The sequence below is a fragment of the Rhizobium sp. 42MFCr.1 genome (assembly GCF_000377185.1).
Classification (GTDB): Bacteria; Pseudomonadota; Alphaproteobacteria; order Rhizobiales; family Rhizobiaceae; genus Rhizobium; species Rhizobium altiplani.
Window position 1 is genome coordinate 246,160 of record NZ_KB897819.1, and the last position, 25,120, is coordinate 271,279.

The 25,120-nt window shown below is 61.5% G+C and carries 23 protein-coding genes and 1 tRNA gene; 10 read left to right on the top strand and 14 right to left on the bottom strand.

Going from position 1 to position 25,120, the window contains the following annotated elements; translation table 11 throughout:
- The 4 genes from C934_RS0103555 (at nucleotide 1) to C934_RS0103570 (ending at nucleotide 4,185) form a co-directional block, all read left to right on the top strand.
- The gene (locus C934_RS0103555; RefSeq protein ID WP_018855322.1) at nucleotides 1-1,470 is read left to right on the top strand and encodes a CpaF family protein; all 1,470 of its coding nucleotides are present in this window, start codon (nucleotides 1-3) and stop codon (nucleotides 1,468-1,470) included.
- A gap of 4 nt (nucleotides 1,471-1,474) precedes the next feature.
- Complete coding sequence (locus tag C934_RS0103560) at nucleotides 1,475-2,482, top strand: type II secretion system F family protein (protein WP_018855323.1); 1,008 nt, start codon at nucleotides 1,475-1,477, stop codon at nucleotides 2,480-2,482.
- A gap of 12 nt (nucleotides 2,483-2,494) precedes the next feature.
- The gene (locus C934_RS0103565) at nucleotides 2,495-3,478 is read left to right on the top strand and encodes a type II secretion system F family protein (protein ID WP_018855324.1); all 984 of its coding nucleotides are present in this window, start codon (nucleotides 2,495-2,497) and stop codon (nucleotides 3,476-3,478) included.
- Nucleotides 3,479-3,552: 74 nt separating this feature from the next.
- Nucleotides 3,553-4,185, top strand: a complete 633-nt coding sequence (locus C934_RS0103570) for a LysE family translocator (RefSeq protein WP_018855325.1) — start codon at nucleotides 3,553-3,555, stop codon at nucleotides 4,183-4,185.
- A gap of 2 nt (nucleotides 4,186-4,187) precedes the next feature.
- On the opposite strand, the gene C934_RS0103575 is transcribed toward C934_RS0103570, so the two are convergent.
- Complete coding sequence (locus C934_RS0103575; protein WP_026371531.1) at nucleotides 4,188-5,015, bottom strand: tetratricopeptide repeat protein; 828 nt, start codon at nucleotides 5,013-5,015, stop codon at nucleotides 4,188-4,190.
- Between the two features lie 143 nt (nucleotides 5,016-5,158).
- On the opposite strand from C934_RS0103575, the gene C934_RS0103580 reads away from it, so the two are divergent.
- The 3 genes from C934_RS0103580 (at nucleotide 5,159) to C934_RS0103590 (ending at nucleotide 7,881) form a co-directional block, all read left to right on the top strand.
- Entirely contained in the window at nucleotides 5,159-6,547 is a 1,389-nt protein-coding gene (locus C934_RS0103580) for a leucyl aminopeptidase (RefSeq protein WP_018855327.1), read from the top strand.
- Between the two features lie 115 nt (nucleotides 6,548-6,662).
- A complete protein-coding gene (locus C934_RS0103585; protein WP_018855328.1) occupies nucleotides 6,663-7,013 on the top strand; it encodes a MarR family transcriptional regulator in 351 nt (116 codons plus the stop codon).
- Nucleotides 7,014-7,023: 10 nt separating this feature from the next.
- Nucleotides 7,024-7,881, top strand: coding sequence for a C40 family peptidase (locus tag C934_RS0103590; protein WP_018855329.1), 858 nt, complete (start codon nucleotides 7,024-7,026; stop codon nucleotides 7,879-7,881).
- Here C934_RS0103590 and C934_RS0103595 read toward each other — a convergent pair.
- From C934_RS0103595 to purU, 8 genes are all read right to left on the bottom strand, one after another.
- On the bottom strand, nucleotides 7,874-9,265 hold the full coding sequence (locus C934_RS0103595) for an amidase (protein ID WP_018855330.1): 1,392 nt from the start codon (nucleotides 9,263-9,265) through the stop codon (nucleotides 7,874-7,876). The genes C934_RS0103590 and C934_RS0103595 overlap by 8 nt on opposite strands.
- Before the next feature lie 7 nt (nucleotides 9,266-9,272).
- Complete coding sequence (locus tag C934_RS31585) at nucleotides 9,273-10,163, bottom strand: ABC transporter permease (protein WP_051085558.1); 891 nt, start codon at nucleotides 10,161-10,163, stop codon at nucleotides 9,273-9,275.
- A gap of 1 nt (nucleotide 10,164) precedes the next feature.
- The gene (locus C934_RS0103605; RefSeq protein ID WP_018855332.1) at nucleotides 10,165-11,112 is read right to left on the bottom strand and encodes an ABC transporter permease; all 948 of its coding nucleotides are present in this window, start codon (nucleotides 11,110-11,112) and stop codon (nucleotides 10,165-10,167) included.
- 47 nt (nucleotides 11,113-11,159) lie between these two features.
- Nucleotides 11,160-12,689: an ABC transporter substrate-binding protein gene (locus C934_RS0103610; RefSeq protein WP_026371532.1), complete on the bottom strand. Its 1,530-nt coding sequence runs from the start codon at nucleotides 12,687-12,689 to the stop codon at nucleotides 11,160-11,162.
- A gap of 121 nt (nucleotides 12,690-12,810) precedes the next feature.
- Entirely contained in the window at nucleotides 12,811-13,851 is a 1,041-nt protein-coding gene (locus C934_RS0103615; protein WP_018855334.1) for a P1 family peptidase, read from the bottom strand.
- 109 nt (nucleotides 13,852-13,960) lie between these two features.
- On the bottom strand, nucleotides 13,961-14,155 hold the full coding sequence (locus C934_RS0103620) for a hypothetical protein (RefSeq protein WP_007529092.1): 195 nt from the start codon (nucleotides 14,153-14,155) through the stop codon (nucleotides 13,961-13,963).
- Between the two features lie 521 nt (nucleotides 14,156-14,676).
- On the bottom strand, nucleotides 14,677-17,604 hold the full coding sequence (locus C934_RS0103625; RefSeq protein ID WP_018855335.1) for an aminotransferase: 2,928 nt from the start codon (nucleotides 17,602-17,604) through the stop codon (nucleotides 14,677-14,679).
- Nucleotides 17,605-17,713: 109 nt separating this feature from the next.
- Nucleotides 17,714-18,598, bottom strand: coding sequence for a formyltetrahydrofolate deformylase (gene purU, locus C934_RS0103630; protein WP_018855336.1), 885 nt, complete (start codon nucleotides 18,596-18,598; stop codon nucleotides 17,714-17,716).
- Nucleotides 18,599-18,946: 348 nt separating this feature from the next.
- Between purU and C934_RS0103635 the strand changes: the two genes are divergently transcribed.
- Nucleotides 18,947-19,282 (top strand): hypothetical protein, encoded by a 336-nt coding sequence (locus tag C934_RS0103635; protein ID WP_026371533.1) that lies wholly within the window; start codon nucleotides 18,947-18,949, stop codon nucleotides 19,280-19,282.
- A gap of 240 nt (nucleotides 19,283-19,522) precedes the next feature.
- On the opposite strand, the gene C934_RS0103640 is transcribed toward C934_RS0103635, so the two are convergent.
- Nucleotides 19,523-19,607: transfer RNA gene (locus tag C934_RS0103640), tRNA-Leu, on the bottom strand.
- Nucleotides 19,608-19,784: 177 nt separating this feature from the next.
- On the opposite strand from C934_RS0103640, the gene C934_RS0103645 reads away from it, so the two are divergent.
- Nucleotides 19,785-20,213, top strand: a complete 429-nt coding sequence (locus tag C934_RS0103645; protein WP_018855338.1) for a BA14K family protein — start codon at nucleotides 19,785-19,787, stop codon at nucleotides 20,211-20,213.
- Between the two features lie 2 nt (nucleotides 20,214-20,215).
- Here C934_RS0103645 and C934_RS0103650 read toward each other — a convergent pair whose 3' ends face one another.
- The gene (locus C934_RS0103650) at nucleotides 20,216-20,512 is read right to left on the bottom strand and encodes a SelT/SelW/SelH family protein (RefSeq protein WP_018855339.1); all 297 of its coding nucleotides are present in this window, start codon (nucleotides 20,510-20,512) and stop codon (nucleotides 20,216-20,218) included.
- A 119-nt stretch (nucleotides 20,513-20,631) separates the two neighbouring features.
- On the opposite strand from C934_RS0103650, the gene C934_RS0103655 reads away from it, so the two are divergent.
- Entirely contained in the window at nucleotides 20,632-21,369 is a 738-nt protein-coding gene (locus C934_RS0103655; protein WP_018855340.1) for a type 1 glutamine amidotransferase, read from the top strand.
- 27 nt (nucleotides 21,370-21,396) lie between these two features.
- Here C934_RS0103655 and C934_RS0103660 read toward each other — a convergent pair whose 3' ends face one another.
- From C934_RS0103660 to C934_RS0103670, 3 genes are read right to left on the bottom strand one after another with little or no spacing between them, the layout of a single operon-like run.
- On the bottom strand, nucleotides 21,397-23,310 hold the full coding sequence (locus tag C934_RS0103660) for a glycoside hydrolase family 127 protein (protein WP_026371534.1): 1,914 nt from the start codon (nucleotides 23,308-23,310) through the stop codon (nucleotides 21,397-21,399).
- Between the two features lie 25 nt (nucleotides 23,311-23,335).
- Nucleotides 23,336-24,199 (bottom strand): carbohydrate ABC transporter permease, encoded by an 864-nt coding sequence (locus tag C934_RS0103665; RefSeq protein ID WP_018855342.1) that lies wholly within the window; start codon nucleotides 24,197-24,199, stop codon nucleotides 23,336-23,338.
- Nucleotides 24,199-25,113, bottom strand: coding sequence for a carbohydrate ABC transporter permease (locus C934_RS0103670; protein WP_018855343.1), 915 nt, complete (start codon nucleotides 25,111-25,113; stop codon nucleotides 24,199-24,201). Before C934_RS0103670 ends, C934_RS0103665 begins: the two co-directional genes overlap by 1 nt.
- Nucleotides 25,114-25,120 lie beyond the last annotated feature (7 nt).

Below are 25,120 nucleotides of genomic sequence, written 5' to 3' on the forward strand. Positions count from 1 at the left end.
ATGTTCGGAAAACGCGGAAACGAGGGTTTTGGCAAGGCGGGCGGCACCATCGCGCCGCCTCCGCCGGTTCTACAGCCCTCCCCGTCTGCCCCTGCGATTCTGGTCGAGCCGCAGCGCGAGCCCCCGCGCCAGCAGGTTCCGCCGCCGCCGATGCAGACGCCGCAGCGCAAGCGCCCGACCCGCACGGATGAATATTACGACACGAAAGCGCAGGTCTTCTCGGCGCTGATCGATACGATCGATCTGTCGCAGCTTGCCAAGCTCGACGGAGAAAGCGCGCGCGAAGAAATCCGCGACATCGTGAACGACATCATCACGATCAAGAACTTTGCGATGTCGATTTCCGAGCAGGAGGAACTGCTCGAAGACATCTGCAACGACGTTCTCGGTTACGGCCCGCTCGAACCGTTGCTCGCCCGAGACGATATCGCCGACATCATGGTCAACGGCGCCGGCCAAACCTTCATCGAAGTCGGCGGCAAGACCATCGAATCCGAAATCCGCTTCCGCGACAATTCGCAGCTGCTCTCGATCTGCCAGCGCATCGTTAGCCAGGTCGGCCGCCGCGTCGATGAATCAAGTCCGATCTGCGACGCCCGCCTGCCCGACGGCTCCCGTGTCAACGTCATTGCGCCTCCGCTCGCGATCGACGGGCCGGCACTCACCATCCGCAAGTTCAAGAAGGACAAGCTGAACCTCGAACAGCTCGTTCGCTTCGGCGCCATCACGCCTGAGGGAGCGACGCTTCTCCAGATCATCGGCCGCGTCCGCTGCAACGTCGTCATTTCGGGCGGTACCGGTTCGGGCAAGACGACGCTGCTCAACTGCCTCACCCGCTACATCGACGTGGACGAGCGCGTCATCACTTGCGAAGACACGGCAGAACTGCAGCTGCAGCAGCCGCACGTGGTACGCCTCGAAACCCGGCCACCGAACATCGAAGGCGAAGGCGAGATCACCATGCGCGATCTCGTCAAGAACTGCCTGCGTATGCGTCCGGAGCGGATCATCGTCGGCGAAGTGCGCGGACCGGAGGTTTTTGACCTGTTGCAGGCAATGAACACCGGTCACGACGGCTCGATGGGCACGATCCACTCGAACTCGCCGCGCGAATGCCTGAGCCGTATCGAGTCGATGATCGCAATGGGCGGTTTCACTTTGCCGGCAAAGACCGTGCGCGAGATCATCTCCGGTTCGATCGACATCATCGTCCAGGCGGCCCGCCTGCGCGACGGCTCGCGTCGCATCACGCAGATCACCGAGGTGATCGGGATGGAAGGCGACGTCATCATCACCCAGGACCTGATGCGCTACGAAATCGACGGCGAGGATGCGTCCGGCAAGTTGATCGGCAGGCACAAGTCGACCGGTATCGGCAAGCCGCATTTCTGGGATCGCGCGCGCTACTTCAACGAAGAAAAGCGCCTTGCCGCGGCACTCGACGAAATGGAAGCGAAATCCAAGGATTAGTGAGATGTTCGGGTTCGATCCTGTTGTGTTGGCCATTGTCGCGCTTGCCGCCATTGCGGCTGGCGCCGTTTGCTATGGCCTTCTCTTCACGCGGATGGAAACCGAAAAGAAGTCGGCCAATCGCGTCAACCGCGTCGCTTCGGCGGAGGCTGACAAGGCCGGCGTCAAGGCAGCCCGCGACCGCGTCCAGGAAATGTCGAAGCGCCGGAAATCGGTGCAGGACAACCTGAAGGACCTTGAGAAGCGCCAGCAGGAAAACACCAAGAGGAAGCTGTCGCTGAAGTCGCGGCTGACCCAGGCCGGCCTCAAGACCACGCCGGGACGGTTTTACATGTTCAGCGCCATTGTTGGCCTTGTCTTGATGTTCGTTGCCTTCCTTGCCGATGCGCCTGTCATGGTCGTGCTCGGTCTGCCCATCATTGCGGGACTTGGCATGCCGCGCTGGGTACTGGGCTTCCTGATCAAGCGGCGCCAGAACAAGTTTCTCGATGAGTTTCCCAACGCTCTCGACGTCATCGTACGCTCGATCAAATCAGGCCTGCCCTTGAACGATGCCATCCGGCTCATCGCCAATGAGGGCAAGGATCCCGTGAAGAGCGAATTTCGCCGCGTCGTCGAATCGCAGCAGGTAGGCCTCAGCGTACCGGATGCCTGTGCACGTATGAGCAATTTCATGCCTCTGCAGGAGGTCAGCTTCTTTGCAATCGTTATTGCGATCCAGTCGCAGGCAGGCGGCAACCTTTCTGAAGCCATCGGCAACCTCGCAAAGGTCCTGCGCGACAGAAAGAAGATGAAGGCGAAGGTCAAGGCACTGTCGATGGAAGCAAAGGCGTCGGCCGTCATCATCGGCGCGCTGCCGTTCATCGTTGCAACCCTCGTCTATCTGACATCGCCGGAATACATGCTGATCCTCTTCACCGACCCTCGCGGCCACCTGATCATGGGTATATCGGCGGTCTGGATGTCGATCGGCATTTTCGTCATGCGCAACATGGTCAATTTCGACATCTAGTGGAGAACGGGCGTGTCATCTGACCTCGCGACCAAACTGACAGACCCCTCCATGCTGATCGCAGTGTTCGTGGCGATCGCTGTCTTCGCCAGCCTGTATACAATCGCTGTCCCGTTCTTCGAGCGCGGCGACCTCAACAAGCGCATGAAGGCCGTATCGACGGAGCGCGAGCAGATTCGCGCTCGCGAACGCGCGCGCATGAACACCGATTCCGCCGGGAAAGCTTCCCTTCGTACCCAGAACAACCGCTCAGTGCGACAGATCGTGGAGAAGTTCAACCTTCGCGAGGCACTGGTCGACGAGAACACCATGAACAAGCTCCGGGCAGCCGGGTTTCGTTCCGAAAATGCCTTGAACATGTTCCTTGTCGCGCGCTTCCTGTTGCCGTTCCTGTTCTTCGGCCTTGCAGTTTTCTGGGTCTTTGGTCTCGATCATCTGGCCGACAAGCCAACGACGATGCGCTTCCTGGTGACGCTCGGCATCGCCTATGTGGGCTTCTATGCACCGAACATTTTCATCTCCAATCGCATGTCAAAGCGCCAGCACTCGATCAAGCGTGCCTGGCCCGACGCGCTCGACCTGATGCTAATCTGCGTCGAGTCGGGTATTTCGATCGAGGCCGCCATGCGTCGTGTATCCGAAGAACTCGGCGAGGCCTCGCCGGCGCTGGCGGAAGAGATGATTCTGACGACCGCCGAGCTTTCCTTCCTTCCCGATCGGCGGGTTGCGCTTGAGAACCTCGGCCTGCGCACGCAGATCCCACTGGTGCAGTCCGTCACCCAGGCCCTGATCCAGGCGGATCGCTACGGCACGCCGGTTTCCCAGGCGCTGCGCGTCCTCGCACAGGAAGGCCGCGACGAGCGCATGAACGAGGCAGAGAAGAAGGCTGCGGCACTTCCCCCGAAGCTCACGGTGCCGATGATCCTGTTCTTCCTGCCGGTTCTCGTCGCCGTCATCCTCGGGCCAGCTGGCATCCAGGTCGCGGATCGCTTCTAGTATTTCGACGAGGCTGGCGATCTACACGCATTGGGCATAGGGTCGGGCGTTTTCCGAGTCAGCTGGAGCCCGCGATGTCGTCTGTAAGCATCTTCCTGAGTATCATTGCCACCCTTTCGATAGGGGCGATGAGCCCCGGTCCGAGCTTTGTCCTCGTTTCACGCATTGCAATGTCGCGTTCACGTCTGGACGGGCTTGCGGCAGCACTCGGCATGGGCATTGGCGGCGTTGCCTTCAGCGCGTTAGCGCTGGCGGGGCTGACGGCACTGCTTGCGCAATTCGAGTGGCTTTATCTGGCGCTGAAGGTGGCGGGTGGCGCCTATCTCGTCTACATCGCCCTCAAGATCTGGCGTGGCGCGCGCGAGCAGATCCATATCGGCGACGCGGCAAGCGACCATCGCTCACTCGCCCGCAGCTTCATCACCGCTCTGCTGACACAGCTCAGCAACCCAAAGGCGATCGTCGTCTACGCCAGTATCTTCGCAGCCTTGTTGCCGAAGACGGTTCCGCTTGGACTGATTTTTTCGCTGCCGATCGGCGTGTTTGCCGTCGAAGCCGGCTGGTACACGATCGTCGCGCTCGCATTCTCGGCCAGCCATCCGAGGCGGCTTTACCTCGCTGCGAAGACGTGGATCGATCGCCTGGCAGGGACGGTCATGGCCGGCCTCGGCGTGCAGCTTGTCACCTCGGGGCTAGCCGGCCGCTAACGTCAGTTCGTGGCGGTGGGACCGCTACCGCTATCCTTGGCCGCAAGCTTTTGCCAGGAATTCTGCTGTGACAGCATAGAGCGCAGATAGGCGACATTGGCGTCAGCCTGTTCTTGCGAAAGCTCGCCACGCGCAATCTTTTCAGCTTCCGGGAACCGGCCTTGAAGGCCAATGACGAGCGCCAGATTCTGACGGACCCGACTATCGGCGGTGGGCTGGCCTGCGGCCTGACGCAGATAGGTCTCGGCCGTTCGGAGGTCACCGGTCAGCACATAAGACATACCGAGGTTCGACAGGATCGATGCTTCGTTCGGCTGGGTGTCGAGCGCTTCGCGATAGCGCTGGCGGGCTTCGGCAGAGCGGCCGAGCTGATCGAGGATCGCGCCCTCCGCCGATGTGAGCTTCCAGTCCGGACGATCCGGCGTCTGAGCGCGACCGATCGTATCAAGCGCCTGCTGTAGTTGACCGGCGGCAGCCTGGGCCTTTCCGTAGGCCGCGAGCACGGTTCGATCAGTCGGGTTGGCAATGGCAACCTGCTGCATGACCGCCAGCGCCTGGGCGTCGCGGCCCTGCATGCGCAAGAGGTTGGCATAGTTCACGCCATTGACGGCATCGCGCGGGTTCTTTTCGTAGGCCTGTCCGACACGCTCGGACGAGCTGCGCAACTCGGCTTCGTTCATCGCTTCGACCGGCTTGGCGAGGGTCGGCACCGATCCCGTCGTCATCCGATCCTTGGTTGTCGTGCAGCCGGCGAGTGCCAGGGCGACGAGCGCGGTCGAAGCGCCCTGAAAAACCCGAGTTTTGAGCGAAGTATTGGCCGAAGCAGGCATCATGTGTCCCTGAGATCCGAATCGGCGTCTGACCTCAAAGCGGAACAGGGAAAGGCTTTGACGCAATCTTCACTCCAGCAATAGTCTGTTAACCCTAACATACCGTTAAGACGCGATTCCCGGACTTGCCTCGAAGGAAACACATGGCACCCTATCAGTTCATCGAGAGACCGACCCCGTTCAACACCAAGGGCGGCTCGACCCTGCCGATCTTTGCCGTCACCCCGGCGCATATTGAAACCGGCACGATCGATCCCATCGCGCTCGATTGGGCCAAGAAGGCGGGATATAAGGCCGAAAGCGGCTCACTGCTGCTCATTCCGACAGAGGACGGTCATCTCGGGGGCGCGTTGTTCGGGCTCGGCACCAATCCGTCCGAGCAACCTTACATTACCGGTAAGCTTGCGCGCACGCTGCCGGCCGGCGACTGGCACATCGAAACCGCACCGCTGACGGCCAACCGTCTCTCGCTTGGCTTCGGCCTCGGCAGCTATCGCTTCGACCGGTACAAGTCGGAGAAGGCGTCCGCTCCAACGCTGATGATCCCGCGCGATGCTGACGGAGCGGATATCAAGCGACAGCTTGCCGGCGTCTTCCTGGCGCGCGACCTGATCAACACGCCGACTAACGACATGGGACCGAACGAACTGGAAGCCGCCTTCCGCGGGCTTGCCGCCCATTACAAGGCGGAAATCAATGTCGTCAGCGGTGACGATCTGCGGCAGAACTTCCCTCTGGTCTATACGGTCGGCCGCGCGAGCGCCGATGCGCCGCGCCTGCTCGAAATGCGATGGGGCAAGAAGGGTCACCGCAAGATCACGCTCGTCGGCAAGGGTGTGTGCTTCGACACCGGCGGTCTCGACATCAAGCCGGCCTCTTCGATGCTGCTGATGAAGAAGGACATGGGCGGCGCGGCAAATGTCATGGGGCTGGCGCTGATGATCATGGACGCCAAGCTCAAGGTCGATCTCAGGGTTATCATTCCCGTCGTCGAAAACTCGATCTCGTCCAACGCCTTCCGCCCGGGCGACATCTACCGGAGCCGCAAGGGGCTGACGGTACAGATCGACAATACCGACGCCGAAGGCCGGTTGATCCTCGCAGATGCGCTTGCCTACGCTGACGAGGATGCTCCCGACCTCCTGATCGACATGGCGACGCTGACGGGTGCGGCGCGCGTGGCTCTCGGTCCTGACCTGCCGCCCTTCTTTACCGACGATGCCGAACTCGCCGAGGACTTGACCGAAGCAAGCCTTGAGACGGACGACCCCCTGTGGCGACTGCCGCTCTATGCCGGCTATGAAAAGGATATCCGCACCAAGTTTGCCGACATCACCAATGCGCCGGCGGGCGGCATGGCCGGTGCAATCACCGCCGCCCTGTTCCTCAAGCGCTTCGTCTCCAGCGCCACAAGCTGGGCGCATTTCGATATCTACGGCTGGGCGCCATCGGAACGACCGCACTCCCCCGGCGGCGGCGAGGCGCAGGCCATTCGTGCGCTCTATCACCACATCCGGCAAAGTGTGCGTTAACGCGATCGTTAAAATTTTATTCACCCTTTGGGGCGTCAGATTTTCCGCCCCATTGCGTTGCGCGACCACGTGCCGGAAAATGGAACGTGGGGCGTAACGAGTTTCCGGAGGAGCCATGCCGATCGCACTGACGGCTTCGCAGGCATTGGGCCTGTGGCATGGTGTGACGCTCGATCAGGTCAGACTCGATGATCGCGATTTGACGTTGCGCCAGATGGCGATCCTGCTGCATATCTATCTCGTGCCGCCGCCGCATACCGTGCGCGGCCTAGCTGCGACGCTCAACGTGACCAAGCCTGTCATCACGCGGGCCTTGGATACGATGGGGGAAATGGGTCTGGTCGACCGTGTGCGCGACGAACGCGACCGGCGAAATGTCGTGATAAAGCGTACCGTCGGAGGGGCGCTCTATCTGGAAAAGCTTGGCGATCTCGTGCGCGACCAAGGTCGCCGCCTGACGCCGTGAAAGGGATACAATGACGATGCTTGATCGCCGCTTGCATGCCTACCGACCGGATCTCGCCGAGGCGAGACTGGAAGGACGTGTGGAAGCCCTGCGCTTCGTTGCCGGCACACCGGCCCGGGTAGCCGTGCCGGTCATCGGTTTGCGGCCAGTGCCCGATCTCGCCAAGGGAATCGATACGGAACTGCTCCTCGGAGAGGAGGTCACCGTCTACGATCGCGCCGACGGATGGTGCTGGGTCAAGGCCAGCGGCGACAACTATGTCGGCTATCTGCCGGAGACCGCCCTTTCGGACGTGCTTGTTGCGCCGACACATGTCGTCACGGTCCAGCGGACTTTCCTCTATCAAGAGGCGGAGCTGCGCAAACCGTACCAATCCATCCTATCCATGGGCAGCCGCGTCCGGATTGTCGGTGAGGCAGAAACACGCGGCAACCACTATGTGATGCTGGAAGACGGCACGGCGATCTTCGCAAAGCACGTGCGGCCGATCGGCGAAGCTCAAGGTGGCGACTATGTCGACGTCGCAAGCCGGTTTCTTGAGACCCCCTACCTCTGGGGTGGTCGCTCCGGACTTGGCATCGACTGTTCGGGCCTCGTTCAGCTCTCGATGCTGATGACGGGACGAAGCGTGCCGCGCGACACCGACATGCAGGCGGCGGGCCTTGGCGAGCCGATCGACCGGGCCGACCTGCGCCGAGGCGATCTGGTCTTCTGGAAGGGGCACGTTGCCATCCTGGAAGATCCGGAAACGATCATCCACGCCAACGGCCATACAATGACCGTGGCTCGCGAAAACCTCCAGGATGCCATCAAACGCATCGGCTGGCTCTACGAGCAACCGACAGGCTATCGCCGCCCGGTCATCTGACCGGCGGCTTCGGCCATGACCTGATCCCGCCCGTCCACGTTTCAAAAGCCTTCGACAGCTTCAAGACGAACATGTCATTGAAGCGGGGGCCGACGATCTGCAGCCCGATCGGCATCCCTGATCGCGAAAAGCCGCAATTGATCGAGGCGGCGGGCTGCTCGGACAAGTTCCACGGCACCGTGAAGCAGATGTGCTCGAAGGGACGCGCGGGATCGTTCGTCGGCGAAGCCCATTCGGCCGGATAGGAGACGATAGGGTTGGTTGGCGAAATCACGGCGTCGACCTTCGTGAACAGTCTACCGCAACTCCTGCGCATCTCGATCGTCTGATTGAAGCCCCTGACGGCGTCCACGCCGCTTACGGAAGCGCCGCCCTCGGCCCAGGCGTAAATGTAGGGGAGGATGCTGTTTCTGCGCTCACGGCTTAGCTTCTCGATTTCGCCCCAGAAGCGCGCACGCCAGAAGCTATCCAACCCGTCCAGCATCTCCCGCGTCAGAACAGGCTGAACAGGGATGACAATCGCGCCGGCCTCCTCAAAACGTCGGCCGGCAGCCTCAACGGCCGCCCGCACCTCGTCCTCGACCGCGAGGCCACAGCCGGCATCAAGCATCAGCCCAATCTTCAATCCGCGAACATCGATCTCAAGATCCATCCAATCGAGATCCGCTGGAGGCAGGCTGGTGCCATCGCGCCAGTCCGGACGCGAGAGCGTCGCCATCGCGTGGGCCGCGTCTTCGACGGTACGTGTCATCGGTCCGGCGCAACGGCCGACATAGAACGGATCGATCGGGATGCGACCGTGGCTCGGCTTGAAGCCGAAGATCCCTGTCCAGCCTGCCGGCAAGCGCACCGAACCACCGATGTCGGTACCGATGTGCAGGGGCCCATAGCCCGCAGCGGCCGCAGCGGACGCCCCGGCGCTCGATCCTCCGGGATTCTGCGTGGTATCCCAAGGATTGCGGCTTAGGGGGTGGAAGCTGGAAAGACCCGAGGAAAGCATCCCGTAATCGGGGCAGGTCGTCTTCGCAAAGAGCACCGCGCCGTCCTCGCGCAACCTGGCCGCGGCCGGCGCATCCTCGGTCGCAGGCTGCAGTTCGACCGCCTTGGTCCCGAGCGGCACCGGCTGCCCCTTGGTAGCGATCAGTTCCTTCAGCGTCGCCGGGATGCCATCGAGGAGCCCAAGCGTTGCTCCCCTCATCCATCGGTCGCTTGACGCTTGCGCCTGCTTGCGCGCCGCCTCCGGGTCATAGGCGTAGAGCGCGCAGATGGCAGGCTCCCACGCTTCAATGTGTCGTTCCAGCGCCAGCCAATATTCAAGCGGAGACAGGCTTCGATCGGCGAAGCGCCGCCTCAATTCGTGGATCGTCAAGTCGGTTTCGGACATGGCACTCTCATCCGCACCTGTGGTTTCGAACACTGACGGCACTCGTCACGCGCGGGTCGAGCATGTCGCGCAGGCCATCGCCAAGCATGTTGAAGCCGAAGACGCAGAGTGCGATGGCAAGGCCGGGCAGGATGGCCAGCCATGGCGCGAGCGCCAGGTAGGTTTGCGCGTCGGCCAGCATACGGCCCCAGGTCGGGGCGGGTGGTGCGATCCCGAGGCCAAGGAAGCTGAGCCCGGCCTCCGTCAGCACGGCCAAGCCCAACTGGATCGTCACTTGGACAATGATCTGGCTCATGATGTTCGGGAGCACGTGGCGGACGGAGATCGCGAAGCGGCTGTTTCCGATTGCGCGGGCAGCGAGCACGTAGTCCCGCCTCCAGGCTTGGAGGGCCGTGGCAAGCGTGACGCGGGCAAAGACGGGAATCATGAACGTTGCAATGGCAACGATCGCAGTAAGCCGGCCCGGACCGAGAAAGGGGCCCAGCATCATCGCCGAAAGAATCGGCGGCAGCGCGAAAACGACGTCGCAGGCGCGCATCAGCAACGTTTCGAACACGCCCCGCACGGCAGCGGCCGAGATACCGGCGATCGAACCGAGCGTCCCGCCGATCGCCACGGCGGCAACGGCGATGGAAAGGGAATTCCAGCAGCCGACCATCAGCATCGAGAGGACATCTCGGCCGAATTGGTCCGTGCCGAGAACGCCGAACGCGAAAGGGGGCTGCAGCTTGTGAATGATCTGCATCTTCGCTGGCGGCAGCGGCGTCCAGACCACCGACAGCACCGCGACGGCGACAAGAAGGGTGATGACACCGCCGCCGACGACCAAATTCATTCTCCGGCTAATGTCAAATCGCCGGCGCTTGAGGCCTATTGGATTGGAGGCAATCGGCGCCATGTCAAATGCCTTTCCGCAGGCGCGGGTCGATCGCCAGATAGGAGAGATCGACGATGAAGTTCATGACGATAACGAGCCCAGCAAAGAGCAGGACGACATCCTGCATGACGATGATGTCGCGCTGCGACAGCGCCTGATAGGCAAGGCGACCGAGGCCCGGAAGGTTGAAGACATTCTCGACCAAAACCGCGCCAGCAACCAGGAAGGTGAACTGCAGGCCGAGGATCGTCAGAACGGGAACGAGGGCGTTCGGCACCGAGTGCCGCCACAGGACGCGCCGCTTCGACAATCCCTTGGCAAGGGCTGTCCTCGTGAAATCCTCATGCAGGGTTTCCAGAACGGCAGAACGCGTGACGCGTGTCAGGACGGCCGCTTGCGGTAATGCGAGCGCCACCGCGGGCATAAGAAGCGCTTTGAGGGCTGGCAGGAAGCCGGCGTTCCAACCCGGGAAACCTCCGGCCGGCATCCAGCCGAGCGCCGTCGAAAACAGCATGATCAGCAGTAGAGCCACCCAGAAGCCCGGAACGGCGATGCCCATCTGCGAAAATATCGAAGCGACAGCGTCAGGCAATCCGCCTCGATGCGCCGCCGCAAGGGCACCGAGAGGGATCGCGATGGCGACGGAAAGCATGATCGCCATCAGCGCCAGCGGAAGCGTAACCGCCAGTCTCTCAAGAATCAGGCCGGCAACGGGCACACCGTAGGTGTAGGATTGGCCGAGGTTTCCACGGAATACGCCAGCGAGCCATTCTCCATAGCGCCACAGGAGCGGCTGATCGAGCCCAAGCTCGTGACGCAGGCTTGCGAGCGTTTCCGGTGCGGCTGACGTGCCCAGCATGATGGAGGCCTGATCGCCCGGCAGCAGATCCATCACAGCAAAAATCAGCAGCGAGACGACAGCGAGCGTGACAATCAGACCGACAAGGCGACGAGACAGAAGCGTTATCATTTCACGTCCGGTACGATCCGCCGCCTCACCATATCATCAGCCCGTAATCAGTCTTCCCAGGAGACGTTCGTAAGGACGTTCGAGGGAATGGGTTCATTCTCCCAGAGACCCTTCAGCTTCTTGTCCCAGACGCCCAGCTTGGGCATGACGAAGAGATAGAGCGCCGGCACATCCTCGGCCAGAATCTTCTGGGCGTCGCCGAAGATCTTCGCTTGCGCTACAGGATCCGAGGTCTCCTGCACCTTCTTCATCAGCTCGTTGAACGCGGGATTCTTGTAGTTGAAGTAGTACGGATCACGGGCGTAGATGTCGATGTCGAGCGGTTCGGCGTGCGCTACGATCGTCATTTCGTAGGCGCGGTCCTTCATGACATCCTGCACCCACTTGGCCGGGAATTCCGTCGGTTCGATGTTCATGGTTACGCCGATTTCAGCCAGCATCGCCTGCATGACCTGCGCGCTACGTGGCGCATAAGCCATTTGCGGCGACTTGATCGTGAAGGTGAAACCATCAGGATAGCCGGCTTCGGCAAGCAGCGCCTTCGCCTTTTCGGGATCATAGGGCAGCGCGCCGGTGAGATCGACGTAGCCGGGGTCGTTCGGCGTGTAGTGGCTGCCGATCGCCGTACCTAGCCCCGACCAGGCGCCGTCAATGACCGTCTTCCGGTCGATCGCCATCATCAACGCCTGACGGACGCGTTTGTCGTCGAAAGGCTTCTTCGCGTTGTTCATGCCGGCGACAACCTTCAGCTCGGTATTGCCGATCTTGGTCGTAAGCTTCGCATCGCCGTCAAACGAACTCATCAGCTCAGGCGCCGCGAATTCCGGAATGGCGTCGACATCGCCCGACTTCAAGGCCGCGGCCTGGGCCTGCGGATCGGCGATGAAGCGGAAGGTCACCTTGTCGAGCTTTGCCGTGGCGTCCTTGCTCCAATAGTCGGCGTTCCTTGCGAGCTCGACCTTGTCGCCCTTTGCCCAATTCACGAACTTGAACGGGCCGGTGCCAACGGGCGTCGTCTTATCCCCGGCGGCAGACTTCGGGCCGACCATCACCGAGGCCGGCCAGCCGAGCCAGTAGAGGAGACTGCCTGTTGGAGCCGCGAGATGCAGGACGAGCGTTTCCGGGTCCGGTGTCTCTATGGAAGTGATCGAGGCGAAGAAGCGCTTTTGCGGGTTTACCGAGTCAGCACCGCGCGCGCGATCGAGCGCAAATTTCGCTGCAGCGGAATCGAAAGCCTCGCCATCATGGAATTTGACGCCGCTCTGCAGCTTGAACGTATAGGTTAGACCGTCCGGGGAAACCTCCCAGCTCTTGGCGAGCTGTGGCTGGATCTTCCCGGTCTCGTCAATCGTTACAAGGCCTTCGAAAACGTTCTGCCAGGTGACCTGGCCGATCGCGACAGGGGCTGCGATCGTCGGATCAAGGCCGGTTGGCTCCACCGTCATGCCAAGGGTCAGCGTGGTCTTGGCGGCTTCCGCGGGGGTCTGCCCCAGCAGCACGAGGCCAACTGAAACCGCCGCACCGAGATAAAATCGCCGAGCCAACAGCGCCGACGGCGCACGCGAAACCTTCATCAATTTATTCCCCTGTCTGCCCGCCGCCGTGGCGATGACTTTTATGAGCCAACTTGTCACTCCCAAAACGCACACCGCCTGGCGGGAATTAAGGCCGAGATCTGCATTCGGGGTCTCCGTCGATTTAGGCGCTTTGTTTAGACGAACTTGCGCGATCAGGGTAGCGGTCTCCAGGGTAGCGGTCTCGCCAAGCCTGCTGGGCGCCAGCGACTGGCAGTGCGGTGGCCTCAAAGACTCCCCGCGCAATGGCGCGTGCCATGACCATCGTGGCGAGATGGCAGAGCTCGAAAAAGGCGGGCAAATCCGGTCGGGGCCTCCTGCCCGTCGAGGCAGCAAAGACAGTGTCGCCGTCGAAAGGCAGGTGCGCCGGCAGCAGGGCGCGGGCGAAACCGTCATGGGCCATGATCGCGAGACGGTGCGCCTCCTGCTTGGTCAATTCGGCGTCGGTAACGATGGCGCCAATCGTTGTCGCTATCGTGTTCATGCCCTTTAGCCGCATGCGGATGTCGGCTTGTGAGATTGGCGCGGGCAAGCCGAGGCCGCCAAACTCCCGGCCCTGCTCGAACGGCGCCGACCAGAAATGCGGCCCCTCGCCCACTGTCGCCGAGCCAAGCGCATTGACGGCGACGATCGCTCCAATCCGCAGGCCGGTGCTGGTCTCGCCACTTGCCGAACCGAGCCCACCTTTGACGGTCGCGGTTGTGGCACCGGCTCCCGCACCGACGGAACCGAGGGTAAACGGCCCTTTCGCCGATGTCTTGAAGGCTTGATAGCCCATGTCGCGATAGGGCGACTGCAGCCCCCAATCCTTGTCGCCGCCGTTCAGCAGGTCCATCAGGATCGCCTGCGGAACGATCGGCACCTTCAGGTCGCCGACGGGAAAACCTCGCCCGGCTTCCCGAAGTCCCGCCTGAACGCCGCCAGCCGCGTCAAGGCCGAAGGCCGAGCCACCTGACAGCACGAAGGCATCGACTGCGCCGACCGTCATCGACGGATCGAGAAGCGCCGTGTCACGACCGCCCGGAGCGCCTCCGAGAACCACAGCGGAGGCCGTTGCCGGTTCGTCGAAGACGATCGCGGTCACACCTGAGCCGAGCCTCAGATCCGTCGCGTTTCCGACCGAGACGCCATCAATGTCGGTAATCAGATTGAGCAAGCGCGCCACCCTTGTTGAGCAAGAGCGCGATAGGACCGCAATGGCGGTCAAAACACAAGACCGGCCTCACCTTTGGCAAGACCGGTCTGAAATCTGTCAGGGCTGGTTGGGCATGCCCTCAGGCATGGATAGGCTTCGGGTGACGGCGGGTCATCAGATCATGGATCGCGAGCTTCACCTCAGCCGGCGAGCTGAAATGCTGCTCGTCCAGATCGTGAACGTGAAACTTCACTGCGATGAACTTCAACCGGTTCTCATCCGGGATGACGATCCCGACGGGAACGCCTGCGTATTCGATTACTTCTTTTTTCATGCGTAGAACTCCTGCCGCGCGGTATGCGCTGGCGATGGCGAATTGACTTGTCTGATTCCGTTAAGGGTGGACGAAGGTCACATTCGACAGTTCGGGCGGGAGAGAGCGCCCGGACGGTCATTGCCAAGCACAGATCGCCCAGGGAAATTGGCGAGAGTGTCGATGTCAGTCATGTCTCGTTCCTTTCTCTGGCGTTGCGCTTGTTTGAGGCCCTGGTGTTCCAAGACCGGCGACGGCCGCGCTATTAATCTACTTTGTTGGTAGACTATAGCTAGCAGCCTACAAGAAACATATTCCGAAACGTGTCAAAATATCGACCATTCGGAAAATTTCATTCCATTAAGATCGAATTGACTGAAAGAACTCTATCAAGTCTTTGTGCAATTCGCGTGACAGTCCGACGGTCTCTTTCGATCACGGCGCAGAGATAGGAAGTCCCGCTGATTCCGGCAATGGGCATCTGATGAAAAAACGGGAAAGCCTCGAAATGACCGAAATGGTTAACGCGGGCAAAAAACAGGCTACCACCCCTCGGAGAGCACCTTTTCCAGCATGTCGACGAAGAAATCGGCGCTCTCCACTGTCAGGCAAAGGGGAGGCTTGATCTTCAACACATTGAGGTGATCGCCGGTCGGCTGCATCAAGACCCCGAGATCGAGCAGGCGGCCGCAGATTGCCGCTGTCTCTTCGCTCGCGGGTTCCAGCGTCGTTCTGTCGCGGACGAGTTCGAGCCCGAGGTAAAGTCCCATGCCGTGCACCGCGCCGACGATCGGATAGCGGTCGATCAGCGCGACCAGACGGCTCTTGAGATGATCGCCAACATCGCGCGCATTCGCCTGCAGTTCTTCATCGGCCATGATATCGAGGACGGTCATACCCACCACGGAACTGACCGGACTGCCGCCAGCGGACGAGAAGAAATAACCTTCCTTCTCCAGCGAATCGGCAATGGCCCTGGTCGTGATCACAGCGCCGAGCGGATGTCCATTGCCCATGCCTTTCGCTACCGTGATGATGTCGGGGACGACGCCCTGTTGCTCGAAGCCCCAGAAATGGTGCCCAAGCCGACCGTAGCCCACCTGTACTTCGTCGGCGATGCAGACGCCGCCGCGGGCCCGCACCTGCCTGTAGACTGCGGCAAGGTATCCGTCCGGCAGCGATATTCCGCCGGCATTCCCGTAGACCGGCTCGGCGATGAAGCCGGCCAACCCCTCGCCCCGTGCATCGACGGCTTCAAGGGCGTCGACGACGGCCTCCACGTAACCAATCGTCGATTCCGAACCGCGGAACGCACCACGATAGGTATTGGGCGAGAGGACGGCGTGCACCCAGTCGGGCCGCGTCGTCAAAGCCTCCGGATTGTCGGCGATCGAGGTGGACACCGCATCGCTCGCAACCGACCAGCCGTGGTAGGCTTCGAGAAGGCTGAGCATATGCTTGGCGCCCGTGTGCGCCCAAGCTAGTCGCAGGGCGAGGTCGTTGGCTTCCGATCCGCTGTTGACGAGGAACACCGCATCCAGCCCTTCCGGCGCCAGGGAGGTCAGGCGCTCGGAAAATTCCGCAATGGCGCCATAGTGAAAGCGTGAATTGGTGTTCAGCCGCAGCCACTGTTCGCTGACCGCCTCCGCCAGGCGCGGGTGGCCATGCCCCAGAATGGTGACGTTGTTCAGCATGTCGAGATAGGCACGGCCCTCGACATCGAACATATGCTCCTGCCAGCCGCGCTCCATTTGCGGCGGTATTTCGTAGTAGTTCTTCTGCGGCCTTGCGAGATGGGCCTGCCTGAGCGCGAACAACGCTGCCGACGCCAGCTTCGGCGCATTGACGCCAACGCCCAGAAGGGCAGCCGGCGATGGACATAGTTCCGACCAGGCCATGGCCTCCTGCGGAGTGCAGAACAGCGGCGGTTCGACGCCTGGCAAGGTGGAGAGTTGTACGCGCAGCCCGCCGAGAGATCCGCTCTCACCGGATATGGTCCCGAGCGGTTGCCCGGGCTCGACCTCGGCTTCGTTTTCAAGCGACGGCTCAATCCCGTCGAGATGAAGGCTGACACCCTCGCCTGCCAGAACGAAATGGTGATCCTTCCGAATGACCTTCCCCGCGAATGGAGCAGCAACCGTGCTGCCGCCCGCAAGACAGACGTCGGAATGCAGCGTGAAGGTTGCGGATGGGGTGGCGCTCCGAGGCTTCGAGCGCGACAATCGGTATTCGCCGTAACGCGTGGCCGCAGTGCCCGTCTCGGCTGCCGCGCGCGCGAGCAGGCGCCAATCCATGTCGGACTGCGCCCAGTTTCCCGCAGCGAAATGCGGGCTTTGGACACCGAGATCGACGAAGGATATGGTCGCCGGGTCGATGTCGGGCAACAATGGACGCCAGTCCTCCATCGAAACCGCGGCCGTTTCGATGCCCACCGCCTTCAGGACCGCGACTTCCATGAGTTCGAATGGAACGGATACCGCCATATCGAATATGCGGCGTTCGAGCTCGAGATTGCCGCGAACATAGTCGTTCTCGGGATCGATCGAGATCTGCTGCTCGCTGCTGGCGACCAGAATGACCGCGCGGGCAACGACGAGCGGCCAGAGCGCGCGCAGCTCCTCCTCGGTGAGCGGATAGACCTCGTGATATGCCTTCACTGCAGGAAGAATGTACTGCGGATCGCCATCAGCCTGATGTAGCAGCGAGGCGCAGGTGACCGCCAGATCGCCGATCAGCCAGCCGCGAATGATGTCGCCGAAATCGATGACGCCGTCAGGGACCAGATGGCCCCGCTCATCACGACGGCTGACAACGTTGTCGCCGGTCACGTCATGGTGCACGGCCTGTAGCCGCAAGGACGGCGCCAGGGGTTGGATTCGCCTCACGGCTGACACCATCGTCTTGGCGATGCGATCACGTGCGGCGCTGTCGGTGATCGCCGACAACAACTGGACCGCGACCGGACCGGCGCGGCGCAGGTCCCATTGCAGGCTGCGGTCGAGACCAGGATGCGTGAAGTCGGCCAGCGACTGCGCCAGGCGGGCGCAGAGAGCTCCCAGTGCCGCCACCGACTCTTTCGGCAGGTGCTTGCGGTGCGTCAGCCCCTCGCCTTCAAGATACTCCAGCAGTCGAACCTGAAAGGTCTGGTCGCGCACGGTGACAGCGACGATGTCCTGCCCGTCCGTCGATGGGATGACGTGAGGAACGCGCGGCGCATCCTCTTTCGTGCCGATGTGGCGGATGGCTGCGTTCTGCGCCTCGAGCTCCACCGTCTCATAGGTCACATGGCATATCTTGAGCACGTAGCTTCGTTCGCCGGTATCGAGGCGATAGTTGCGATCCTGCTGGCTGCCGAGCTCGGTGATCGCTCCTGACAGGCCATAACGCGACTGAAGGATGTCGCCGGCTTCCGCAGCGGTCACGTCAGGGCGTGGCAACGTCGCGCGATCGGCAAGCGTCTCGTCAGTCATGGCATCCCCCGCGGCATGATTCGATTTCGCAGACTACGCAGATAATCGAATCCTTGCCACCGGCAAGCGAGGAGATCGCGGTCGATCGACGGCAAAGCCGCCGCGGCGATCAGCCCATGCGTTCCGATGCGTAGCTGCCCGGACTTGCGGGAAATACGATCGTGCGGTTGCCGTTCAGGAAGACGCGGCGATGGATATGCGCATGGATGGCGCGTGCCAGAACCTGGCTCTCCACGTCGCGGCCGATGGAGACGTAATCGTCGGCGCTCTGAGCGTGGGTGATGCGGGCGGTATCCTGCTCGATGATTGGCCCCTCATCGAGATCGGCCGTCACATAATGCGCCGTGGCGCCAATGAGCTTCACGCCGCGCTCATAGGCCTGCTTGTAGGGGTTGGCGCCCTTGAAGCTCGGCAGGAAGGAGTGATGGATATTAATGATCTTGCCGGACATCTTGCGGCACATGGCATCGGAAAGGACCTGCATGTAGCGGGCGAGCACAATCAGTTCGGTGCCGGTCTGGTCCACGAGATCAAGGAGCTGAGCCTCGGCCTGCGGCTTGTTTTCCTTCGTCACCTTGATGTGGTGGAACGGAATATCGTGGTTCACCACGACCTTCTGATAATCGAAGTGATTGGAGACCACGCCGACGATATCGATCGGCAGCGCACCGATCTTCCAGCGGTAGAGCAAGTCGTTCAAACAGTGGCCGAAGCGCGACACCATCAAAAGCACCTTCATGCGGCTGGCGCCATCATGGATTTCGGCTTCCATGTCGAATTTCTCTGCGACCGGCTTGAAGCCTTCCTTGAGTGCCGCAAGACCGACGCCTTCTTCTGAAATGAAGCTGACACGGGTGAAGAACTTGCCGGTATCGAGATCGTCGAACTGCGACGAATCGACGATGTTGCAGCCCTGATCGGCCAGGTAGTTCGCGATCGCCGCCACGATCCCGCGCGTCGACTTGCACGTCACCGTCAATACATAGCTCGTCATCTGTTTCCGTCCTTCTCGCGCCGCCTGTCGGCCGGCTGCTTAGATCAAAGAGAAAGTCACGGATAGAGCACCGCGCCTTCATTCGTGCAACTATTTGCAAGAGACGCCATCAGAAGCTTTCAGGTTCCTGGCGCCTCCCCGTCGCGATCAACTTACGGCAGAGCGTGCAAAACTCCGTTCCGCTTGCGTCGTCAAGACGCGTATCCCCGCCGTGGGCCGCACTTGCGCGGCCCCTTCGACGAAGTCACGTTTTCGAGATGACGGCCACCCGAGCGAAGCGCTCGCTTGATGGAAGCCGACGCCGCGCCTACATCGACAATAGAGATGTAATACGACGGATCCGGCGATATGCGGTTCGCAAGAGTGTGGTTGATAGCCTTGGCAGCAACCGGCGCAAGTTTGGCGCCCGGCGCGAGCTTTGCCGCGGATTGGCGGCGAGCCGGCGAGCCGCAGGTCCAGTCGATCTATCCCTATGCAAACCTGCCGGGCGTCAAGGCGCAGCCGGATCCAAAGGACGAGGAACAGTATAGCTGCCGGACGGAGACACGGCCGCTGCGCCGCGGATATGACAAAATCTTCCGGACCGGCGGGCTGCCAACCCTCGTCTACGTCTGCGATCGTGACGGCGTGGAAAGTGTCGGCACGCAGGTGCCGCTGCGCGGACACTATCAGCCGGTCCGCTGACCCGTTGGGCTGCCCAGGCGGTCGCCCCTACTGCGCATTATGAGTGTTCGGGAGCCCGTGCAGCCGGATTTTACGCCCAGCATTGTCCGAACGACAGCTCGCTGGCGACAGCGCGCCCAAGTCCTGATCGCAACCGCAATCAGCAGCCTGATCGGACGTCTTTACCTGCGCTGTTAATGTCTTTGGGGGAAGAAATGGGAAGACCTTATATCGGCCTTCACTTTGCATTTCTTAGGGAAATGGTGCCCAGAAGAGGACTCGAACCTCCACGCCTCGCGGCACAGGTACCTGAAACCTGCGCGTCTACCAATTCCGCCATCTGGGCGACGGAGAGCCATGTACGGGGGCGGCCCCTTGCTGTCAACAGGGTTTTTGAAGTTTTCCTGACAGGCAGCAAAAAAGTCGTTGATGCCACTCTTCGCCAGCGCGGTTGCAATCTGAGGCGGCCGCGATAGCGATTGCTGCAAAGGCGTCCTATATACACAGCAGAAAGGATCGTCTGATGGCCGGCTCTCGTAATTTTTGCCTGATCGCGCTCTTCTCCCTGCTGCCCTACACGGCGTTTGCGATGCCGCTCGGCGTGTCTCCGCCCGCCGCCGGCGCATCGGACATCATCCGTGTTGGGTCGACGATGTGTGACGCGCGCGGCTGCTTCACTTTCGGGCCGGTCCAATCGTTCCGCCCGTCCTATGTGCAGCCGAACTATCGGCCGCCGACGGCCACCGGTCCGACCTACTATCGGCCGGCTGCGCGAGGTCGCGGACCGCTCTATTACGATCCCCCGCCCGTGCGCACGGTGCAGCCGAAGGCACAGGGACAACAGTTCCATGTGGATTGGTGCCGTAACCAGTACCGGACCTACAATCCGAAGACTGATCGGTTCCTGACCTATGAGGGTATCTACAAGACCTGCAATTCGCCTTACGACTAGGCTCAGCTTTCCAGCGAAGTGCGATCGACATGGCCGAGATCCCGGCCGGGTTCGATGATGTCGCGCACGCGCTGCTTCAACTCCTTCGGACCGGGAAAGCCGCCATCGCGCTTGCGCTCCCAAATCAGGTCGCCATCGACCCGGATTTCGAAATTGCCGCCGGTGCCGGGAACGAGCGCCACTTCGCCGAGACTGTCGGTGAAGGTCTGCAGAAGCTCCTGCGCCATCCAGCCGGCGCGCAGCAGCCAGTTGCATTGGGTGCAGTAGAGGATCGTCACGCGGGCTTTCTTGTCGCTCATATCAGGGGTTTCCTTTCGTCACTCCGATTTAAGAACTGCCGTGGCGTGGCGCAATCCGTATTGCAATCACCGGGCGCTTGGTGTTCCTCTCGGAGCCAGAAATCGTACTGGAGATGCTGATGCGGGTCGCCGTCATCGAAAACATGAAAAGCACGCCGCTCGGCTCGCTGGGGCTGGCGCTGGCGGAAGCCAAGGCCGAGATCGAGCACTTCTACCCCTGGATCGACGGCAAGCTACCGGCAGGCATTGCCGATCATGACGCCCTGGTGGTGCTCGGCGGCGAGCAGAATGCGATCGACGACGCGAACTATCCCTACCTGCCAGGACTTGCACAGCTCATGCGCGACTTCGCCGAGGCCGACAAGGCGGTGCTCGGCATCTGTCTTGGGGCGCAGATCCTGGCGCGCGCCTACGGTGCGGAGAACCAGCTGAATGCCGGACTGGAGTTTGGCTGGCACTCGGTCAGCAAGTCCGAGGATGGGCACGCGGATCCGTTGCTCTCCAACCTCGAGGCGGATTTCACGACATTCCAGTGGCACAGCGACACCTTCACACTGCCGCAGGGTGCGACGCGTCTTGCAGTGAGCGAGCTTACTCAGAACCAGGCGTTTCGTATCGGGCGCGCGGCCTACGGCACTCAGTTCCATTTCGAGGCCAGCGCATCTGTCATCGATAGCTGGAAGGGCGAGTTTGCGGAATCGATCGAACAGATGGAGCCGGGCTGGCATGAACGCTACGCGGCGCTTGCCTCCGCGCACGCCGCGGCATCAGATGCCACCGGCCTTGCCATTGGCCGCAATTGGGTCCGCATGATCCGAGCGGAAGTCCGATCACAGCCCATGGTCGCCGGCGTTTAAGCCGGCGACCTGACATCCCTAGCCGGCTTAGGTGGCGGAGCGGATCCAGACGAGCATTTCGCCGGGCGCGCGGTTGTCCCAAAGATGGTAAGGCACAAAGCGGGCCGTACCCGTTCCGGCTGCCGGCGGCTTGGTCCGATAGAGCGTCGCACCCCAATCCGACTCATCCTTGGTCACAGCGATATCGAGAGCCACCGCACCACCGAGTTCGGCGATCTCAGCCGTCTTCGCGGATATATCCTCGCCGAGCCTGATTCCGTTCAGGCCTGCGCCGTTATCCGTCGCCTCGACGCAATAGACGAGCGGGCCACGCATCAGGGCAGTCCGTCCGGCATCCTGCCGCACCAGCGGGTTTGCCCAGAGAGCGCGTGCTTCGAGCGGAATGTTCAGGTCGATCTTGTCGCCATCGCGCCATTCGCGTTCGATGCGGGCGTAACCATCGAGTTCGACCGAGCCGAGATCGATTGTCTCACCGTTGACGGCAAGTGTCGTCCCCTTTGCCCATTCCGGGATGCGTAGCGAAACCGCAAAGCGTGCCTGCTTGCTCGTCTTGATGTCGAAATGGACGGCCCCGTGCCAGGGATAGCGGGTCTTTTGCGTCATCTCGACATTGGCATCCGCGATCTTGAACCGCGCGCGTCCTTCGCCATAGAGGTGGACGGCGATCTCGTCATCCGCGACGCCATACATGTAGGAACCGATAGAGGCGAGCAGGCGGGCAATGTTCGGCGGGCAGCAGGGGCAATGGTGCCAGACCCAGCGATGATGCTTGCCGGCACTTTCCAGCGGGTTCTCGTAGAAGAACGTCTTGCCGTCGAGCGAGAGCCCGGCCATCGCGCCGTTGTAGAGTGCCTGCTCCATGATATCCGCATAGCGCCGGTTCGGGCCGCGGCCGAGCATGCGGTTTGCCCAGAACACCAGACCGACGGAAGCGCAGGTCTCGGCATAGGCGCTTTCGTTCGGCAGGTCATAATAGTCGGTGAAGCCCTCATTGGCGGCCGCCGGCCCGATGCCGCCGGTGACATACATCTGCTTGGTCGTCAGATCGTCCCACAAGGTTTCTAGGGCGCCGGTCAGGCTGTCATCGTTGTATTCCGTCGCGATGTCGGCCATGCCGGAATAGAGGTACATGGCACGAACGGCGTGGCCGACGACCTTTTTCTGTTCGCGAACCGGCTGATGAGCTTGGCCGTACTCATAGGTCTTCTGGTGAAAGTCCGCTGCACTGCGGCCGTCGCGGTTCGCCTCGTCGGTGAAGAAGTGCGGCTCGGTTCCGCGCTCATCGACGAAGAACTTGGCAAGGTCCAGATACTTCTTCTCGCCGGTCGCGCGGGCAAGCTTGACCAGTGCCAGCTCGACTTCCTCGTGGCCGCAATAGCCAGGAATCTTGCCCGGGCCATGACCGAAGACCGTAATCATGTAATCGGCAAAGCGGCACATGATATCGAGCAGCTTGCGCTTGCCGGTGGCCTGATAGTAGGCGACGGCGCCTTCCATCAAGTGGCCGGCGCAATAGAGTTCGTGGTGGTCACGCAGGTTGGTCCAGCGACGCTCGGGCTGAACCCGCTGGAACCAGGCATTCACATAGCCGTCCTTGTCCTGCAGTTTCTCATACATGTCGACGATGGCGTCGACCCGGGCTTCGAGCTCCGGATTGGCCCGGCGATAGAGCGAATAGGCCACCGTCTCGATCGATTTGCCGAGGTCGCTATCCCAGAACATCTGCGTGGAGCCGCCCCAGGGACCGATGGGGATCACGACGCCGGGGCTCGGCTTGGTGACGTCGATCGCCTGCAGCATACCCGCCGTGACGCAACGGTCGAGCAGCGTTTCAGCGGTGCTGTCGCAGATCGCGTCCTGGCGCTCCCCGAACAGCCCTTGCACATCGACATCCGGCACGGGAAGCGGGCGAAACTGGCGGTCTCTTTTCAACTTGTTCATGGCTTGATCCATCTTTCTTCAGAAGTCATTTCACCGCGCCGGCCATCAGCCCGCGCATGTAGTAGCGTTGCAGAAGCAGGAAAACGATGAGGCAGGGGATCGTCATGACGGCGACACCTGCCTGCACGGCGCCCCAGTTGATCGCCCCGAGACGGCCGGCGCGCACGGCCATCATCAGGACGGGCAGCGTGTATTTCTCGTTGCTGGAGAGCAGCACGAGCGCGGCCAGAAATTCGTTCCAGGCATTGAGGAAGGCAAAGATCGCCACGGTCGCGACGCCCGGCAGCACAAGCGGCAGCAGAACCAGCACGAGCATCTTCAGGTCATGGGCGCCGTCGATACGCGCGGCCTCCTCGATCTCCTTCGGCACCGCGTCAAAGGCGTTGCGCATCATGAACACCGAAAACGGCAGCTGCAGCGTCACGTAGACCAGCGTCAGGCCGAAGAGCGAGTTGTTGAGCCCGAGCCTGGCGAGGATGATGAAGAGTGGCGTCAGGATCGACTGGAAGGGGATCATCAGCGTCGCGATGATCAGGATGAAGAAGACATTCTTCATCGGAAAGCGATAGCGCGAGAAACCGTAACCGGCGAGCAGGCTGATGACCACGGTCAGCACCACGGTCGCAACCGACACGATGAGCGAATTGAGCGTGTGCTGCCAGATGCCGGCACCGAAACTGTCGAGCGAGCGATAGGAATCGAAGCTGATACCGTTCGTCGGCCATGGCGGCAGCGGTGGCAGCCGCGCCTCCGTGCCATGCCGGAGTGAGGCCAGCAGTGTGATGACAAAGGGAGCGAGAAAGAAGATGGCGATGGCTATACCGGTGCCGTGATAGGCGGCCTGCCCACGGATTACACGGCTTTTCTTGCGACCGGTGACGAGGCTCATCAGCGCTCCTCCCCGACACGCAGCAGCCAAAGCTGCACGACACTGATGACCACGAGAATGGCCAGAAGCGCAATCGACAGCGCCGCGCCGTACCCGAGATTGAAGGACACGAAGGACTGGTTGAAGATATAGTAGACGACAGAGATCATTCGGTTTTGCGGCCCGCCTGAGGTCATGATGTAGAACTGATCGAAGGCGAGGATCGAGCCGGTCACGGAGATGATCAGCGCGAGCGCGATCGTCCTGCGCATCAACGGCAGCGTCAGAAAGCGGAAGCGCTGCCACCAATTGGCGCCATCGACGACGGCGGCCTCCGTCAGATCGGTCGGGATCGCCTGCAGCCCGGTCAGCAGGATGATCATTGTAAAGCCGGCTATCTTCCACACGACCATGACGCAGATCGTCAGGAATGCGCTGTCGAAGGTGGCAAGCAGATTGGGGCTCTTTTCGACAAGTCCGAGCGCCTTCAAGGCAGGACCGATGAAACCGCTGTCGACATTGGCCAGCCACACCCACAGCAGCGATGCAGAGGCCAGACCGACGACGACGGGCAGGAAGATGACGGTGCGATAGGTGCTGACGAAGGCCCGCTGCCGCTCGACGAAAAGAGCAAGCGGAAAGGCGACCGCGAAGATCAGGATCGTCACGATGACCGTATAGTAGGCGGTGAAGTTCAGCGCCGCGACGAAGCGGCCGTCATTGAACATGCGGAAGTAGTTGTTGAAGCCGATCCACCGCTGGGCGCCCATCAGCGGCCAGTTGTGAAGGCTCATCCAGGCGGTAAATCCGACCGGCAGCACGAAGAACATGATCACCAGAAGCATCGCCGGAGCGATATAGAGGAGGCCCGTCCATTCCGGTCGTGGGGCACGTCTGCGCACGCATGCTGTCTGCTTTCGACCCGTCACGGTCATCGAAACA